At 72.9% G+C, this 13,901-nt stretch carries 16 protein-coding genes, 3 tRNA genes and 1 riboswitch; of the genes, 13 read left to right on the top strand and 6 right to left on the bottom strand.

The window, feature by feature from the left end:
• The first annotated feature begins 95 nt into the window (after nucleotides 1–95).
• The 3 genes from serS (at nucleotide 96) to BJ958_RS18330 (ending at nucleotide 2,942) form a co-directional block, all read left to right on the top strand.
• Nucleotides 96–1,376 carry a serine--tRNA ligase gene (serS, locus tag BJ958_RS18340; RefSeq protein WP_179728330.1) on the top strand — a complete coding sequence of 427 codons (1,281 nt, stop codon included), beginning with the start codon at nucleotides 96–98 and terminating at the stop codon, nucleotides 1,374–1,376.
• 67 nt (nucleotides 1,377–1,443) lie between these two features.
• On the top strand, nucleotides 1,444–2,292 hold the full coding sequence (locus BJ958_RS18335) for an HAD-IIB family hydrolase (protein WP_179728329.1): 849 nt from the start codon (nucleotides 1,444–1,446) through the stop codon (nucleotides 2,290–2,292).
• Nucleotides 2,289–2,942: a hypothetical protein gene (locus BJ958_RS18330; RefSeq protein ID WP_179728328.1), complete on the top strand. Its 654-nt coding sequence runs from the start codon at nucleotides 2,289–2,291 to the stop codon at nucleotides 2,940–2,942. Before BJ958_RS18335 ends, BJ958_RS18330 begins: the two co-directional genes overlap by 4 nt.
• Nucleotides 2,943–2,945: 3 nt before the next feature.
• Here the strand turns inward: BJ958_RS18330 and BJ958_RS18325 are convergent, their stop codons facing one another.
• A complete protein-coding gene (locus tag BJ958_RS18325) occupies nucleotides 2,946–3,569 on the bottom strand; it encodes a bacterial proteasome activator family protein (RefSeq protein ID WP_179728327.1) in 624 nt (207 codons plus the stop codon).
• Nucleotides 3,570–3,727: 158 nt separating this feature from the next.
• On the opposite strand from BJ958_RS18325, the gene BJ958_RS18320 reads away from it, so the two are divergent.
• Complete coding sequence (locus tag BJ958_RS18320) at nucleotides 3,728–4,318, top strand: hypothetical protein (protein WP_179728326.1); 591 nt, start codon at nucleotides 3,728–3,730, stop codon at nucleotides 4,316–4,318.
• 13 nt (nucleotides 4,319–4,331) lie between these two features.
• Nucleotides 4,332–4,718: a VOC family protein gene (locus BJ958_RS18315; RefSeq protein WP_218865854.1), complete on the top strand. Its 387-nt coding sequence runs from the start codon at nucleotides 4,332–4,334 to the stop codon at nucleotides 4,716–4,718.
• Nucleotides 4,719–4,739: 21 nt separating this feature from the next.
• On the opposite strand, the gene BJ958_RS18310 is transcribed toward BJ958_RS18315, so the two are convergent.
• The 3 genes from BJ958_RS18310 to mobA all read right to left on the bottom strand — a co-directional run bounded on the left by BJ958_RS18310 (nucleotide 4,740) and on the right by mobA (nucleotide 6,714).
• Complete coding sequence (locus BJ958_RS18310; protein ID WP_179728325.1) at nucleotides 4,740–5,717, bottom strand: NAD(P)H-quinone oxidoreductase; 978 nt, start codon at nucleotides 5,715–5,717, stop codon at nucleotides 4,740–4,742.
• Nucleotides 5,718–5,731: 14 nt separating this feature from the next.
• Nucleotides 5,732–6,055, bottom strand: a complete 324-nt coding sequence (locus BJ958_RS18305) for a DUF6457 domain-containing protein (protein ID WP_179728324.1) — start codon at nucleotides 6,053–6,055, stop codon at nucleotides 5,732–5,734.
• Between the two features lie 77 nt (nucleotides 6,056–6,132).
• Nucleotides 6,133–6,714 (bottom strand): molybdenum cofactor guanylyltransferase, encoded by a 582-nt coding sequence (gene mobA, locus BJ958_RS18300; RefSeq protein WP_179728323.1) that lies wholly within the window; start codon nucleotides 6,712–6,714, stop codon nucleotides 6,133–6,135.
• 37 nt (nucleotides 6,715–6,751) lie between these two features.
• On the opposite strand from mobA, the gene BJ958_RS18295 reads away from it, so the two are divergent.
• The 4 genes from BJ958_RS18295 to BJ958_RS28695 all read left to right on the top strand — a co-directional run bounded on the left by BJ958_RS18295 (nucleotide 6,752) and on the right by BJ958_RS28695 (nucleotide 11,252).
• Nucleotides 6,752–7,552: a nitrilase-related carbon-nitrogen hydrolase gene (locus tag BJ958_RS18295; RefSeq protein ID WP_179728322.1), complete on the top strand. Its 801-nt coding sequence runs from the start codon at nucleotides 6,752–6,754 to the stop codon at nucleotides 7,550–7,552.
• Nucleotides 7,553–7,563: 11 nt separating this feature from the next.
• A complete protein-coding gene (locus tag BJ958_RS18290; protein WP_179728321.1) occupies nucleotides 7,564–8,583 on the top strand; it encodes a hypothetical protein in 1,020 nt (339 codons plus the stop codon).
• Between the two features lie 12 nt (nucleotides 8,584–8,595).
• Nucleotides 8,596–9,201: a TetR family transcriptional regulator gene (locus tag BJ958_RS18285; protein ID WP_179728320.1), complete on the top strand. Its 606-nt coding sequence runs from the start codon at nucleotides 8,596–8,598 to the stop codon at nucleotides 9,199–9,201.
• 98 nt (nucleotides 9,202–9,299) lie between these two features.
• A complete protein-coding gene (locus tag BJ958_RS28695) occupies nucleotides 9,300–11,252 on the top strand; it encodes a calcium-binding protein (RefSeq protein ID WP_179728319.1) in 1,953 nt (650 codons plus the stop codon).
• A gap of 40 nt (nucleotides 11,253–11,292) precedes the next feature.
• Here the strand turns inward: BJ958_RS28695 and BJ958_RS18275 are convergent.
• Nucleotides 11,293–11,377 (bottom strand) — tRNA-Ser (locus BJ958_RS18275).
• 103 nt (nucleotides 11,378–11,480) lie between these two features.
• Here BJ958_RS18275 and BJ958_RS18270 point away from each other — a divergent pair.
• The 3 genes from BJ958_RS18270 to BJ958_RS28690 all read left to right on the top strand — a co-directional run bounded on the left by BJ958_RS18270 (nucleotide 11,481) and on the right by BJ958_RS28690 (nucleotide 12,421).
• On the top strand, nucleotides 11,481–11,939 hold the full coding sequence (locus tag BJ958_RS18270) for a hypothetical protein (RefSeq protein WP_179728318.1): 459 nt from the start codon (nucleotides 11,481–11,483) through the stop codon (nucleotides 11,937–11,939).
• Between the two features lie 100 nt (nucleotides 11,940–12,039).
• Nucleotides 12,040–12,129: transfer RNA gene (locus tag BJ958_RS18265), tRNA-Ser, on the top strand.
• Between the two features lie 157 nt (nucleotides 12,130–12,286).
• Nucleotides 12,287–12,421: a hypothetical protein gene (locus BJ958_RS28690; protein WP_273518977.1), complete on the top strand. Its 135-nt coding sequence runs from the start codon at nucleotides 12,287–12,289 to the stop codon at nucleotides 12,419–12,421.
• A 22-nt stretch (nucleotides 12,422–12,443) separates the two neighbouring features.
• Here the strand turns inward: BJ958_RS28690 and BJ958_RS18260 are convergent, their stop codons facing one another.
• The gene (locus BJ958_RS18260; RefSeq protein WP_179728317.1) at nucleotides 12,444–13,451 is read right to left on the bottom strand and encodes a phospholipase D-like domain-containing protein; all 1,008 of its coding nucleotides are present in this window, start codon (nucleotides 13,449–13,451) and stop codon (nucleotides 12,444–12,446) included.
• Nucleotides 13,452–13,548: 97 nt separating this feature from the next.
• On the opposite strand from BJ958_RS18260, the gene BJ958_RS18255 reads away from it, so the two are divergent.
• Nucleotides 13,549–13,621 (top strand) — tRNA-Arg (locus tag BJ958_RS18255).
• 159 nt (nucleotides 13,622–13,780) lie between these two features.
• A riboswitch (guanidine-I (ykkC/yxkD leader) is annotated at nucleotides 13,781–13,895 on the top strand.
• Nucleotides 13,896–13,901: the final 6 nt, after the last annotated feature.

Raw genomic sequence — 13,901 nt, 5'->3', positions numbered from 1 at the left:
GCCGCCTCCGCTCGTCCCTCGCTCCGGCGGCTACTCGACGAGCTCGGGGCGAAACCGATGCGCGGGCAGCCGGGGTCGGCGGATAACCTCACCTCATGATCGACCCGCGCATCCTCCGCGACGAGCCCGACTGCATCCGCGCCTCGCAGGCCAAGCGCGGGGCGTCTCCCGACGTGGTCGACCGGGCGCTCGAGGCCGACGCCGTACGACGGGCCGCGATCGCCGCGTTCGAGGAGAAGCGCGCCGCGCAGAAGACCTTCGGCAAGCAGGTCGCGCAGGCGCAGGGCGAGGAGAAGCAGGCGCTGCTCGCGCAGGTCAAGCAGCTGGCCGCCGAGGTCAAGGACCTCGAGGCCGCGCAGGCCGAGGCCGACGAGGCGTGGACCACCGCCCTCAAGGCGATCCCCAACGTCGTCTCGGAGCAGACCCCGACCGGAGGCGAGGACGACTTCGTGGTCCTCGAGACCGTCGGCACGCCTCGCGACTTCGCGGCGGAGGGGTTCGAGCCGCGCGACCACATCGAGCTCGGCCGGATGCTCGGCGCGATCGACCTCGAGCGCGGGGCCAAGGTCAGCGGCAGCCGCTTCTACTTCCTCACCGGGGTGGGCGCCCAGCTGGAGCTGGCGCTGGTCAACCTCGCGATGGAGCAGGCCCGCAACGCCGGCTTCACGCAGGTGATCGCGCCGTCGCTGGTGCGCACCGAGGCGATGGAGGGCACCGGCTACCTCGACCAGGGCGGCGGCGAGGACATCTACCGCATCGAGGGCGAGGACCTCTACCTCGTCGGCACCTCGGAGGTGCCGATGGCGGCGTACCACTCCAAGGAGATCCTGGACGCCGACAGCCTGCCCCGTCGTTACGCCAGCTTCAGCCCGTGCTTCCGCAAGGAGGCCGGCTCGCACGGCAAGGACACCAAGGGCATCATCCGGGTCCACTGGTTCGACAAGGTGGAGATGTTCGTCTACACCACGCTCGAGGACGCCGAGGCCGAGCACCAGCGCCTGCTCGCGTGGGAGAAGGAGTTCCTCGACAAGCTCGAGCTCGCCTACCAGGTCGTCGACATCGCGGCCGGCGACCTCGGCGGCAGCGCGATCCGGAAGTTCGACTGCGAGGCGTGGATCCCCACCCAGGGCAAGTACCGCGAGCTCACCTCGACCTCCAACTGCACCGACTTCCAGACCCGCCGCCTCGACACCCGCGGCCGGTTCGGTGAGAGGACCGCTCCGATCGCCACCCTCAACGGCACCCTGACCGCGATCACGCGCGCGATCGTCGCCGTCCTCGAGACCCACCAGCAGGCCGACGGATCGGTCCGGGTCCCGAAGGCGCTGCAGCCGTTCATGGGCGGACTCGAGGTCCTGGAGCCCGTCGCACGATGAACCACCCCACGAAGCTCCACGCCTCCCCCGCTTCGCTCCCCCGGAGCACGACCTCGCGGGGACCCCGGTGAGCGACTGGCAGCCCCGCCTCGTCGCGCTCGACATCGACGGCACCCTGCTCAAGTGGGTGGCGGGGCTCGGCATGAGCCACGAGGAGGTCACCCCGGCGGTGCACGACGCCGTCCAGCGGGTCCTCGACTCCGGCGCGCACGTCGTGCTGTCCTCGGGCCGCGCCCCCCACAACATGACCGTCGTCGCCGACAAGCTCGACCTGCACGGCCACGGCGAGCGGCTCTGGATCGTCGCCGCCAACGGCGCCGTGGTGCTGCGCTACCCGCCCGCCGAGGTCGTCCACGAGGTGACCTTCGACGCCCGCCCCGCTGTCGCCGCCGTCCTCGCCCAGCACCCCGAGGCGCTGGTCGCGGTCGAGGAGCGCGGGGTCGGCTACCGCGTGTCCGGCCCGTTCCCCGACGGCGAGCTCGGCGGTACGACGATCATCGCCGACGTCGACGACATGGTCGCCCAGCCCGTCAGCCGCGTGATCATCCGCGACCCGAAGGCGACCGCGGAGGACTTCGTCGCGCTGGCCGCCAACCTCGGCCTCCACGGCACCGACTACGTCGTCGGCTGGACCGCGTGGCTCGACCTGGCGCCGGTCGGGATCTCCAAGGCCTCCGGCCTCGAGTACGTCGCCCAGCAGCTCGGCATCGACCGCACCGACGTGCTCGCCATCGGCGACGGACGCAACGACATCGAGATGCTGCGGTGGGCCGGCCGCGGCGTGGCCATGGGCCAGTCGGTCGACGAGGTCAAGGAGAACGCCGACGCGGTCACCGACTCCGTCGACGACGACGGGGCCGCCGTCGAGATCGGCCGCTGGTTCCCGGTCGCCGGATCTGGTGGGATGGGCCTGTGAGGTCCCCCCGTCTGCTCCGCGCTGCCCTGCTCGCGGTGCCGGTGGCGCTCGTCGCGCTCCCGGGTGCTGCCGTCGGGAGTGCCGAGGGCGCGTCCGGCGGGCTCCCCGCCGACTGCGCTCCCATCGACATCACCAACGAGGCGGCCGTCGACCAGCGTGCCGCCGCGGCCGACGACGTGTTCGTCGGCCGGGTCGACGCGGCCGCACCGGTGACCGGCTCCGGCCGGGTCGGCTACGGCGTCACCGTCGAGCGCTCCTGGCTGGGCGACGTGCCCAAGGGCCAGCAGGCCGCGGTCACCATCGACTGGCCGGTGGGCGCGCAGCCCGGGGTGACCCAGGGGACGTCGTACCTCTTCTTCACCAAGGACACCGTCGACGGCATCGTCGCCGACCCCTGCGGCGGCGCGGTGCTGCTGCCCAAGGGCCTGACCCCGAAGGTCGCGGCGATGCTCAAGCAGTACCTCGCCTCCGTCGAGCCTCCGCCCGCCCCGGAGCCGACGCCGGAGCCGGTGAGCTTCCACCCGCCCGCCGACCCGCTCGGCGACCCGCCCCAGATCAGCCGGGTGCTCGCCTCGGGCGGCGCGATCAGCCTGATCGGCCTGCTCGGGCTGCTGCTCGTCTCGCGCCTGGGCCGCCGACCCCGCGCCTGATCCCTACAGGTACATCCCGCCGGACGAGGACTGTCCGCCGTCGGCCTGCTCGGGAGCGGGCTGCTCGGCCGGGTGACCACCGGGGGCGGCCGCACCGCCCAGGCTCATGCCCGGCGGCAGCGCCCGCCGGATCTGCTCGAACTGCGCGCGGGCGGCCATCTGCTGGGCGTAGATCGCGGTCTGGATGCCGTGGAAGAGGCCCTCGAGCCAGCCGACCAGCTGGGCCTGGGCGATCCGCAGCTCCGCCTCGGACGGGGTGGCGTCCTCGGAGAACGGCAGGGAGAGCCGCTCGAGCTCCTCGACCAGCTCGGGGGCCAGGCCCTGCTCGAGCTCGGCGATCGACGAGCGGTGGATGGCCGCGAGGCGGCTGCGGCTCGCCTCGTCGAGCGGGGCCGCCTTCACCTCCTCGAGCAGCTGGCGGATCATGCTGCCGATCCGCATCACCTTCGCGGGCTGCTCGACCAGGTCGGTGAGGGCGCGCTCGCCGTCGCCGTCCTCACCGTCGTCGTCACGGCCGCCGGCCGCCTCGGCCTGCTCGACCGCGGACGCCGGGACGGTGCCGATCGGCTGCCCGTCCGGACCGATGACGACGATCTGCTCTTCGCTCCCGGAGGCGTTCTCGCTCATGCCCCCAACTTACCCATCCCCGCTCATCCCCCCGATGGGCGATGCCCGGTACGCCGCGCGGGCGTAGGTTGCCGATGGGCCCGGCCGGGGCCTGGTATGAGCGACCTCGACCGGTCCTGAGGACATCCACGTCCGATCCGACGACCGAGGAGCAGCACATGTTCATCCAGATGATCCAGGCCCCCTGCACCCGGCAGGACGAGGCCGACGCGATGCTCGACGAGTGGCGCAGGGACCTGGCGCCGGGTGCGACGGGCTGGCTGGGCGGCACCTACGGCTTCACCGACGACGACCAGCTGATGGCCGTGGTCCGGTTCGCGTCCCGCGAGGAGGCCATGGCCAACTCCGCGCGCCCCGAGCAGAGCGCCTGGGCCGAGCGGTTCATGGCCCTCATGGACGGCCCCGCCGAGTTCCACGACTGCGACGACGTCACGCTCTTCCTGGACGGCGGCTCCGACGACGCCGGCTTCGTCCAGATCATCCGCGGCAAGGTCGACGACCCCAGCCGGCTCAAGGCGATGATGGCCGACACCGAGACCCTGCACGAGATGCGGCCCGAGATCCTCGGCGGCACCCTCGCGATCGAGGCCGACGGCTCCTTCGTCGAGACCGTCGCGTTCACGAGCGAGGCCGCGGCCCGCGAGGGCGAGCGGATGGAGCCGCCGGAGGACGTACGCCGCGAGCTGGAGTACGCGATGCGGGGCGCGACCTTCCACGACCTCCACAAGCCGCACTTCCAGAGCGCCTGACGGGACCCGTCCGATGCTGCTGGAGGACTGCCAGGTCACCGCGAACATCCCGGCGGGCGACCTCGCCCGCGCCCGGAAGTTCTACGCCGACACCCTCGGCCTCGAGCCGGTCGAGGAGAACCCGGGCGGGCTCGTCTACCGCACGGGCGGGACGGACTTCTTCCTCTACGAGACGCAGTACGCCGGCCAGGCGGGCCACACCATCGCCCAGCTGCACGTCGCCGACGTCCGTCCCGTGGTCGAGGAGCTCAGGAACCGGGGCCTGACGTTCGAGCACTACGACCTGCCGGGCATCACCTGGGACGGTGACGTCGCGGCGATGGGCGACATGGGCCACGCCGCGTGGTTCAAGGACAGCGAGGACAACATCTTGTGCCTCGACGACCGCAGGACCGACTGACGGCCGGACCCAGCGGGCGGGTCAGGGGGTGAGCAGGACCTTGCCGACGGCGTCGCCGGACTCGATCATCCGGTGCGCCTCGGCGACGTCGTCGAGGGGGAGCACGGCGGAGACGATCGGCTGGATCGTCCCGTCGGCCACGAGCGGCCACACGTGCTCGACGACAGACGCGCAGATCCGGGCCTTCCCCTCGACCGGACGGGACCGCAGGGCGGTCGCGATCACCGCGCCGCGCTTCGAGAGCAGGCGGCCGAGGTCCAGCTCGGCCTTCGTGCCGCCCTGCATGCCGATGACGACCAGGCGGCCCTCGTCGGCGAGCACGTCGACGTTGCGGGCGAGGTACTTCGCGCCCATGTTGTCGAGCACGACGTCCGCCCCTGCGCCGTCGGTCGCGGCCCGGACGACCTCGACGAAGTCCTCGTCGCGGTAGTTGATCGCCACCTCGGCACCGAGCTCGCGGCACCGCTCGAGCTTCTCCGCGCTGCCTGCCGTGGTGAACACCCGCGCTCCCGAGGCGGCGGCGAGCTGGATCGCGAAGGTGCCGATCCCACCGCCTCCGCCGTGCACCAAGAAGGCGTCCCCGGGGCGCAGCCCGGCGATCATGAACACGTTCGACCACACGGTGCACGCCACCTCGGGCAGGGCTGCGGCACTGACCAGGTCGACCCCGTCGGGGACCGGCATCAGCTGTCCCGCGGGTACGACGACCCGGCTGGCGTAGCCGCCGCCGGCCAGCAGCGCGCAGACCTGGTCGCCCACCGCCCAGCCCGTCACGCCCTCGCCGAGGGCCGCGACCGTGCCGCTGCACTCGAGCCCGATGATGTCCGAGGCGCCCGGTGGCGGCGGGTAGAAGCCCTGCCGCTGCAGCAGGTCGGCCCGGTTGACGGCGGTCGCGGCCACCTCGAGGAGCACCTCGCCGGGACCGGGGACCGGGTCGGGCAGCTCGGTGACGACGAGGGTCTCGGGCCCGCCCGGGGCGGACTGGGTGACGGCACGCATGGGTGCAGTCTGGCCTATACGAGCGAGTCCTCGTCCGAGTAGTCGGCGTCGGCGAGCTCCTCGAAGTCGAGGTCCTCGTCCTCCTCGTCGGCCGCACCGGCCGGCCGGTCCCACGACTCGGCGAGCGCCTGCGCCCTCGCGGCGAGCCGCTCGACGGCGTCCGGGTCGGCGCCCTGCTCACCTGCGGCGAACCCCAGCAGGAAGGCGGTCACGAGCCCCGCGGCCGGGTGGACGTTCTCGACCGCGATGCCGGCGAGGTCGCCCAGCAGGCCCTCGTCGGCCTCCGCCTCGATGTCGAGGGCGTCACACAACTCATCGATCCAGTCGTGGAGGTTCACCTGTCCAGAATCACCCGAGGGCCCCGCCGGTGCAAGGTTTTCGGGACACTCCGGGACCACTCCAGATCAGGGCGGGCTCAGGAGTCGCCCGCGATGTCGCGCAGGTCGCTCCAGGTGTCGATGTCGCGTGCCTCGTCGCCCAGCGGCGCGACCTCGACCAGGTCGAGCGGCTCGAGCAGCGCCCTGATCGACAGGCCGTGCTGCCCTTCGTGGTCCGGGCGTACGGCGTCCAGCCGGGCCGTCTCCACGACGAACGCCAGCTGCCGGTGACCGTCGCTGTCGGCCAGCACCGCCCCCTCGTGGCCCACCGCCGCCTCCTGCAGGCGGCGGAAGGTGCCCGGCGCGAGCCGCGGCATGTCGACCGCCAGCACCGCGATCGTCGGGAACGAGCGCAGCAGCACGTCGCGCCCGGTCAGCAGCCCGGCAGCGGGTCCCCCGAACCGGGGCTCCTCGCGCACGAAGGTCACCGGCCGGTCGGTCGGCACCTGGTGACCGACCACGACCACCTCGCTCGCGTCGACCACCGCGTCCAGCGCGTGCTCCAGCAGGGGACGGCCGTCCACCTCGATCGACGCCTTGTCGACGCCACCGAGCCGTGATCCCTGCCCGCCGGCCAGCACGATCGCCGCGAATCCGGCCAGTCCGAGCTCGATCACCATCTCTCGATCCTCTCAAGCACAGCTCTAGGCTGGCACCGTGAGCAGCCCCACAGCCCCCTCGCTCCGCCTCGCGCTGGTGCAGGCCGCGTCGGCGCTCGACCCCGCCACCAACCGCGACGCCGTCACGAAGCTGGCCGCCGAGCACGCCGGCGACGCCGACCTCGTGGTCTTCCCGGAGGTCTTCGCCCGCGACTTCGGCGAGGCAGGCTCCGACGTCAGTCCCTACGCGGAGCCCGTGGACGGCCCCTTCGGCACCGTCCTCGCCGAGACGGCGGCCGCCCACGGCACCACGCTGGTGGCCGGGATGTTCGAGCAGGGCCCCGACCCCGACCGGCCGTGGAACACGCTGCTGGTGCGCGGCGAGGCGACGGCGTCGTACCGCAAGATCCACCTCTACGACTCCTTCGGCCACCGCGAGTCCGACCGGCTCTCCGCCGGGCCGATCGAGCCGGTCGTCGTGGACCTGCACGGCTGGAAGGTCGGCCTGATGACCTGCTACGACCTCCGCTTCCCCGAGCTCGCCCGGGCGCTGGTCGACCGCGGTGCCGAGCTGATCGTGCTGCCCGCGGCGTGGGTCGCCGGGCCGCGCAAGGTCCACCACTGGCGCACCCTGGTGACCGCGCGTGCGATCGAGAACACGGCCTACGTCGCCGCCGTCGGCCAGCCCGCCGACCGCTACTGCGGGCACTCCCTCGTCGTCGACCCGTACGGCGAGGTGGTGGCCGAGGCGGGACCGGGCTCCCCGGAGCAGCCGGAGGTGGTCCGTGCCGTGATCGAGCGCACGGTGCTGGAGGAGGCCCGTCGCGTCAATCCGTCCCTGCTGAACAGGCGAATGTAGGCTGCCTCTCCGTGTCCCGCGCCCCCTCCCGTGTCCCGCTCGAGCAGCGCATCGGTGAGTTCGGGGCGTCGCGCTGGCCGCTGACGATCTGGTTCGTCGTGGTCGCCGCCAGCACCGCCGCGCTGGTCTGCGCGATGGTGCCGGTCGGGCCTGACTGGCTGGGCACGGCCGGCTCGATCGCAGTGGCGACCGCCTTCACCTGGGGCCTGGCCGCCCGCACCGGCGGGCGCCCGTTCGTCTTCGCGCCGCTCGCGCTCGCCTGCGGGCTGGTCGCGGTGCTCACCGACCAGGACCTGCTGCTGACCGGCGCCGCGGTCGGCACCTCCGCCGTGGCCGCCGTGCTCGGCGTGATGATCACGGTGCCGGCGGCCGGCATCGCCACCGCCGCCCGCGAGTGCGTGGTCGGCCTGCTCGTCGCCGGGATCGGGGCGATGGCCACGGTCGGTTTCGAGCCGGCGATCCACAAGGAGCGCTTCGAGTACGTCGGCCTCGGGCTCGCCTTCCTCGGCGCGATCGTGCTGGTCCACCGCCTCGGCGCCGGCTTCCACGGCCTGGGCCGGCGCGGGCTGGTCATCGTCGCGATCGGCGTCGTCGTGCTCGCCGTGACCCTGCTGTACGCCGAGATGCTGCGCCGCTACGGCTCCACCGGCCTCGTCGACCAGCTCCTCGAGTGGGTGGCCTGGAGCCGCGACCACCTCGGTGCGTTCCCGCGCCCCGTCGCGACCGTGCTCGGCGTCCCCGCCCTCGCCTACGGCTGCCACATGCGCGCCCGTCGCCGGCAGGGCTGGTGGGTCTGCGCCTTCGGCGTCGCCGCCACCTCGCCCACCGCCACCGCCCTCGCCAACCCCGCGGTCTCGGTCACCGAGGCAGCGCTGTCGGTCGTCTACGGCCTGGCCGTCGGGCTGGTGCTCGGCTGGTTCCTGATCCGCCTCGACCTCGCCCTGACCGGCAACCGCGGTCGGCGCAGCCGGGTGGCGGAGCAGGCGGCCGCCGTCCGCCCGGAGCCGAGCCGGTTCGCGCCGCTCCTGTGAGCGGGCACTGACATGGCCCGACCCCGGGAGCTGGACCTCGACGTCCTCCTCGACCACGTGCGCGCGATCTGGGTCGCCGACGGGATCGGTGCGGTCACGATCCGCGCGGTGAGCGCCCGGGCCGGGGTCTCGAACGGTGCCATCTACCACCACTTCGAGTCCCGCAACCACCTGCTGGCACGGGCCTTCGCCCGGGAGATCGCGGCCTACCTCACGGTCCAGCGGCAGCGCGTCGTCGCCGCCGCCCGCACCGGATCGGCCGAGGACGTCGTCGTCGCCGCGGCCCTCACGCCCGCGGCGTACGCCGAGACCACCGCCGACTCCGCGCTCGTGCTGCTCGCCACCCGCGCCTCCGAGCTGGCGTCCGGGCCGGTCCCCGACAGCGTCGTCGAGGAGCTGATGGCGCACCGCGCCGCGGTCGCCGCGCTCGTGACCGAGCTGACCGAGCGGCTCTGGGGCCGCGCCGACGACGCCGCGACCCGGCTGGTGCGCTACTGCATCGACGACATCCCGGTGCGCCTGCTGATCACCTCCCGCCGCCCCTCGGACCCGCTGGCGGCGTACGCCGTGGAGCACGCCGTGCGCGGCATCCTCCAGGCCGGTCCGCCGGCCGCCTGAGCCTCCTCCACCCGATCCGGTTGCCGGGTCGGGCTCTCTTGTGCACAATTACCGAGCACTCGCTCTGTAATTGTCGCCGACCCGAGGACGCTCGCCCGATGAACCTCTCCCCGCGCCTGATCCCCGCCGCTGCAGCCCTCCTCGCCGGCACCGCCCTCGGGCTCGTGGCCGCGCCGCCGTCGTATGCCGTCGGTGGCGTGAGCGTGAGCTCGGACGGCACGACCTTGTCGATCAACGACGGCGTGGGCGGTGACAACCAGATCGTCGTGAGCGCCGATGCCACCAAGGTCTACGTCCGCGACCTCGCGGTCGCCCCCGCTCCGGGCGCCGGCTGCGCGGTCGACGCCGGCACCTCCAACACGGTGTCCTGCCCGCGGCCCGGACTCGCCTCGCTGCTGGTCGCTCTCGGGAGCGGGAACGACGGCTTCTCGGTGGTCGGCCTCGCGCTGCCCGCGAACATCGACGGCGGGCCCGGCAACGACGGGATCCAGAGCGGTCCGGGCGGCGATGCGGTGTTCGGCGGCTCGGGCACCGACACGGTCGGCTACACGAGTGCGGCGACAGGCGTCGTGGTCACCTTGGCCACGGCGACGGGCAACGGCGTCCCGGGCGAGAACGACTCGCTCAGCGCCGACATCGAGAACGTCCAGGGCTCCGAGCACGACGACCACCTGACCGGCACCGCGGGCGGCAACGCCCTCGACGGGCGCGGGGGAGACGACCTCCTCGACGGAGGACTGGGCAACGACGACCTCCAAGGTGGTCCGGGCATCGACACCGTGACCTTCGCCAACCGCACCCAGCCGGTCACCGCCTTCCTCGGTGCCGGTGTGGGCATGGGCGGCGGCCAGCCGGGCGAGAGCGACAACATCAGCGGCGCCGAGAACCTGGTCGGCGGCTCGGGCGACGACAACCTCCAGGGCACTGTCACCGTCAACCGGCTCGAGGGCGGTGCCGGCGACGACGTCCTCGACGGCCACGAGCAGGGCGACCTCCTCGACGGCGGGCCGGGGGCCGACACCCTGCTCGGCGGTGGCGGGGTCGGCAACGACTGCGTCGACTACCGATCCCGGACCGCGGCCATCACGGCGGTGCTCGGTGCGACCAGCGGCAACGGCGAGCCGGGTGAGGACGACAGCTTCGACGCCTCGGTCGACTGCGTCTTCGCGGGTTCGGGCGGCAGCCTCATGGTCGGCAACGACAACGTCAACGGACTCATCGGCGGTGCCGGTGACGACGTGATGCTGGGCGGCCTGGGCGGGGACACCTTCGACGGCGGGCCCGGCACCGACACGGTGTCGTACGCCGACCACACCGCGCCCGTCGAGGCCGACCTCGACGGCCTCCGCGACGACGGGCAGGCCAAGGAGGGCGACCAGGTCCAGCCCAACGTCGAGAAGCTCGTCGGCGGTGCCGGCGCGGACCGGCTGACCGGGTCGGCCCGAGGCGAGGAGCTCGACGGCGGAGCGGGCGACGACGTGCTCGACGGCGGAGCGGGTGCCGACGTGCTGCGCGGCGGGCCGGGCACGGACACGGTGAGCTACGCCGGCCGGACCGCCCCGGTCGCGGTCACCCTCGACGGTGCGGCCGGTGACGGCGAGGCCGGCGAGGGCGACCTGGTCGGCCCGGACGTCGAGAACGCCACCGGGGGCGAGGCCGCCGACCGGCTCATCGGCTCGGCGGGTGCCAACGTGCTCCTCGGCGGTGGCGGCGACGACGTGCTCGACGGCGGCCTCGGCGCCGATGTCCTGGGGGGTGGCGCCGGGGTCGACCTCGCGACGTACGCAACCCGCACCACCCGCCTCGTGATCCGTCTTGACGACCTCGCCAACGACGGCGCGAAGGGCGAGGGCGACGACGTCCGCACCGATGTCGAGAACGTGATCGGCGGCCGCAAGCGCGACAAGATCGTCGGCTCCGCCGCGGCCAACGTGCTCACCGGCGGTCGGGGCGCGGACGTGCTCAAGGGCAGGGCCGGCTCGGACCGGGCGCTCGGGGGCGCCGGCAGGGACCGGTGCGTCGCGGAGGTCGAGCGGTCCTGCGTGTCCTGACCGTGCGGCAGGCTCCGCGCCCGACCGTCGCGTTCCTCAGCAGAGAGGGCGGGATTCGAACCCGCGGTAGGTCTCCCTACGACCGCTTTCAAGGCGGTTCCGATCGGCCACTCCGGCACCTCTCCCGGGCCCGGTACGACGCACGCGTCGGCCGGGCACCGGGCCGAGTCTAGATGAGGCGCCACCGCCGCTTTGGCCGGTCCGCGGCCGGCCCGGGACAATGCGGCCATGAGCAGCGCGCAACCGACCCCGGTCACCGACTACCGCCTCGCCCCGCCGGTGATGGCGCGCTTCGTCGGTGCCTACCTGGTCGTGCTCGCGCTCGTGCTGGGCGTCGTCACCGCGGTCGTGGCGACGGCCGACCTCAACGCCGACCTCCTGGTGCTCGTGCTGGGCCTGGGCGTGCTCGGGCTGATCGGCCTGGCGTGGTGGCTGCGCTCCCGGCTGGTCGTCGTACGGCTCACCGATGCGGGCTATCGGGTCCGGATGATCCGCGCGGCCGGCGCGACCGAGGCCCGCTGGAGCGAGGTCGAGGACGCCGTCGCGGCCGCTCCGTCGGGCATCGACTGCCTCGTGCTGCGACTGCGCGACGGGCGCAGCACGACCATCCCGGTGCAGCTCGTGGCCGGCGACAAGGACGACTTCGCGCGCGACGTGCGCGCCCACCTGCAGCGCGCCGCCGGCTGACCGCTCGGCGGCCGGATCCCGGGTCGGGCCCGATTGGGACAGGCGCGCGCGGTCCTAGTAGCCTTGGCACGCTGGCCGATCCGTGGATCGGCGCAGTGGAGGAGGCGTCGCCTAGTCCGGTCTATGGCGCCGCACTGCTAATGCGGTTTGGGTTTATCGCCCATCGAGGGTTCAAATCCCTCCGCCTCCGCCGCAGACGAGACCCCCGGCAGACCCTGCCGGGGGTCTCGCTTATTCGAGAGCCGTGAGGAAAGATGTTTGACGGTGCCGCCATGGGGGAAGGCGCCAGCGGTTCGGGTTGATCCGGAGGGACGGGGCTCGGCCGCCCACCAGTGAGGGGAAAGCTCATGAAGAAGCTCGCTCGCAAGACCGCCTTCGGTCTGGCCGCGCTGATCACCGCGGCCGGCATCATCTCGCTCCCCGCTGCTGCGGAGGCCGACACGGGCTGGGGTTGGCGGGTCGCCCCCCACGCCAAGCGCTGACGACTCCCCAACAGGGTCCCGCTCAGGATGACGTGACGTCGTCGTCCTGACCGGCGATGCCCAACGTCCCCATCGTGTACCCGAGCTGGAAGCGCGTCTCGGCGTCGTACTCCTCCTTGAGCTCGGCGACGTAGCCGGCGTACGTGCGCGGGCTGACGCCGAGCCGCTTCGCGCTGACCGCGTCGGCGTGGCCCTCGATGAGCATCCGGATGGTCATCGAGCGCTGCTCGGACGCGATCTCCCTGGTCACGCTGTGGCCCGCGCTCGCGAACGGTCGCCCCCGCGCGAACGCCCGCTCGAAGACGTCGACCAGGTAGGCCACGACCGCCGGCTCGCGGACGACGACCGCGGTCGCCAGGCTGTCGGCGGCCGGGATCAGCGCGACCCGGCGGTCGACGACGATCATCCGGTTGAAGAACTCGTCGAGGGTGCGCACCTCGGCGCCGTGCTCGGTGACCGTGGCGACGTACTTGTGCGTCGCGGGGTGCCGCCGTGCGCTGTGCTGGTAGAGCGTGCGCATCGCCAGGCCCCGCTTGAGCGCCTCGACGTCGCGCACCGTCGCCTCCGAGACGGTCTTCGCGCTGCGCGTCGCCTGCGGCTGGGCGGTCAGCAGCTCCTCCTGGGCCTCGCTGACCAGCGTCGTCAGGTATGGGTTGATCGCCTCGCCGTGCAGGTAGAGGAAGGGGCCCGACTCGCTCGCGGCCGGCGAGCGCCGCCAGCTCTGGGTCAGGTGCGCGAACGCCGACGCCCACCGCGCCGACTCCTCGAGCAGCCGCGCCCCCTCGTTCCCGAGCGGCGTCACCACCCGTGACTGCGCGTTGCTCGGCTCCAGCGGCCGCCAGGTCTGCCGCGACGCGTCCAGCTGCAGCAGGCCCAGCTCGACCAGCAGGTCGAACGCCTGTCGTACGGCGGACCCCTCGACCAGCCGCGGGTCGTCCGCCGCCAGCCCGCCCTCGGCCAGGACCTGCTCGTAGAGACCGGTCGCCTCCTCCTCGAAGAGGGCCCGGTCCGCGGGCTCGTAGGAGGTCATGGCGTCATGCTTCCACACCCGCACCGCCGCTCGTGGCGTCGGTGATTCGGCATCTGCGCGTCGCCTCGGCTATTCTCATTCGGTCGCACAGCGACGGGCGCCTGTAGCTCAACGGATAGAGCATCTGACTACGGATCAGAAGGTTTGGGGTTCGAATCCCTACAGGCGCGCAAGCGAGGTCACTCGCGAGAGCCCACGTCCCACGACGTGGGCTCTCTGCATTTCCGGGTCAGGTCGCGCCTCCACCATCCGTTACGGACAGTTCATGGACGGTGACGACACCGGAAACACACGCGACCTTGACTGGGCGACGACCCACCGAACGACAGGTGGGGCGCCCCTAGGGTTCCGTTCCCGGCTGGCTGGTTGTCGGGAGGTCTGGTCCGAGAGGGGAGGCGGAGCCCGGCGGGCTCCGTTCCACGGCGGGACAAAAGCCCGGGAGGCCTCAAG

This window comes from Nocardioides kongjuensis, from assembly GCF_013409625.1.
GTDB lineage: Bacteria > Actinomycetota > Actinomycetes > Propionibacteriales > Nocardioidaceae > Nocardioides > Nocardioides kongjuensis.
This window is presented reverse-complemented; position numbering and strand designations above follow the sequence as displayed.

Coding starts and splice junctions, on each gene's coding strand:
- serS (WP_179728330.1), top strand. CDS start 96: ATGATCGACCCGCGCATCCTCCGCGACGAGCCCGACTGCATCCGCGCC.
- BJ958_RS18325 (WP_179728327.1), bottom strand. CDS start 3,569: ATGAGCGAGAACGCCTCCGGGAGCGAAGAGCAGATCGTCGTCATCGGT.
- BJ958_RS18320 (WP_179728326.1), top strand. CDS start 3,728: ATGTTCATCCAGATGATCCAGGCCCCCTGCACCCGGCAGGACGAGGCC.
- BJ958_RS18315 (WP_218865854.1), top strand. CDS start 4,332: ATGCTGCTGGAGGACTGCCAGGTCACCGCGAACATCCCGGCGGGCGAC.
- BJ958_RS18310 (WP_179728325.1), bottom strand. CDS start 5,717: ATGCGTGCCGTCACCCAGTCCGCCCCGGGCGGGCCCGAGACCCTCGTC.
- mobA (WP_179728323.1), bottom strand. CDS start 6,714: ATGGTGATCGAGCTCGGACTGGCCGGATTCGCGGCGATCGTGCTGGCC.
- BJ958_RS18285 (WP_179728320.1), top strand. CDS start 8,596: ATGGCCCGACCCCGGGAGCTGGACCTCGACGTCCTCCTCGACCACGTG.
- BJ958_RS28695 (WP_179728319.1), top strand. CDS start 9,300: ATGAACCTCTCCCCGCGCCTGATCCCCGCCGCTGCAGCCCTCCTCGCC.
- BJ958_RS18270 (WP_179728318.1), top strand. CDS start 11,481: ATGAGCAGCGCGCAACCGACCCCGGTCACCGACTACCGCCTCGCCCCG.
- BJ958_RS28690 (WP_273518977.1), top strand. CDS start 12,287: ATGAAGAAGCTCGCTCGCAAGACCGCCTTCGGTCTGGCCGCGCTGATC.
- BJ958_RS18260 (WP_179728317.1), bottom strand. CDS start 13,451: ATGACCTCCTACGAGCCCGCGGACCGGGCCCTCTTCGAGGAGGAGGCG.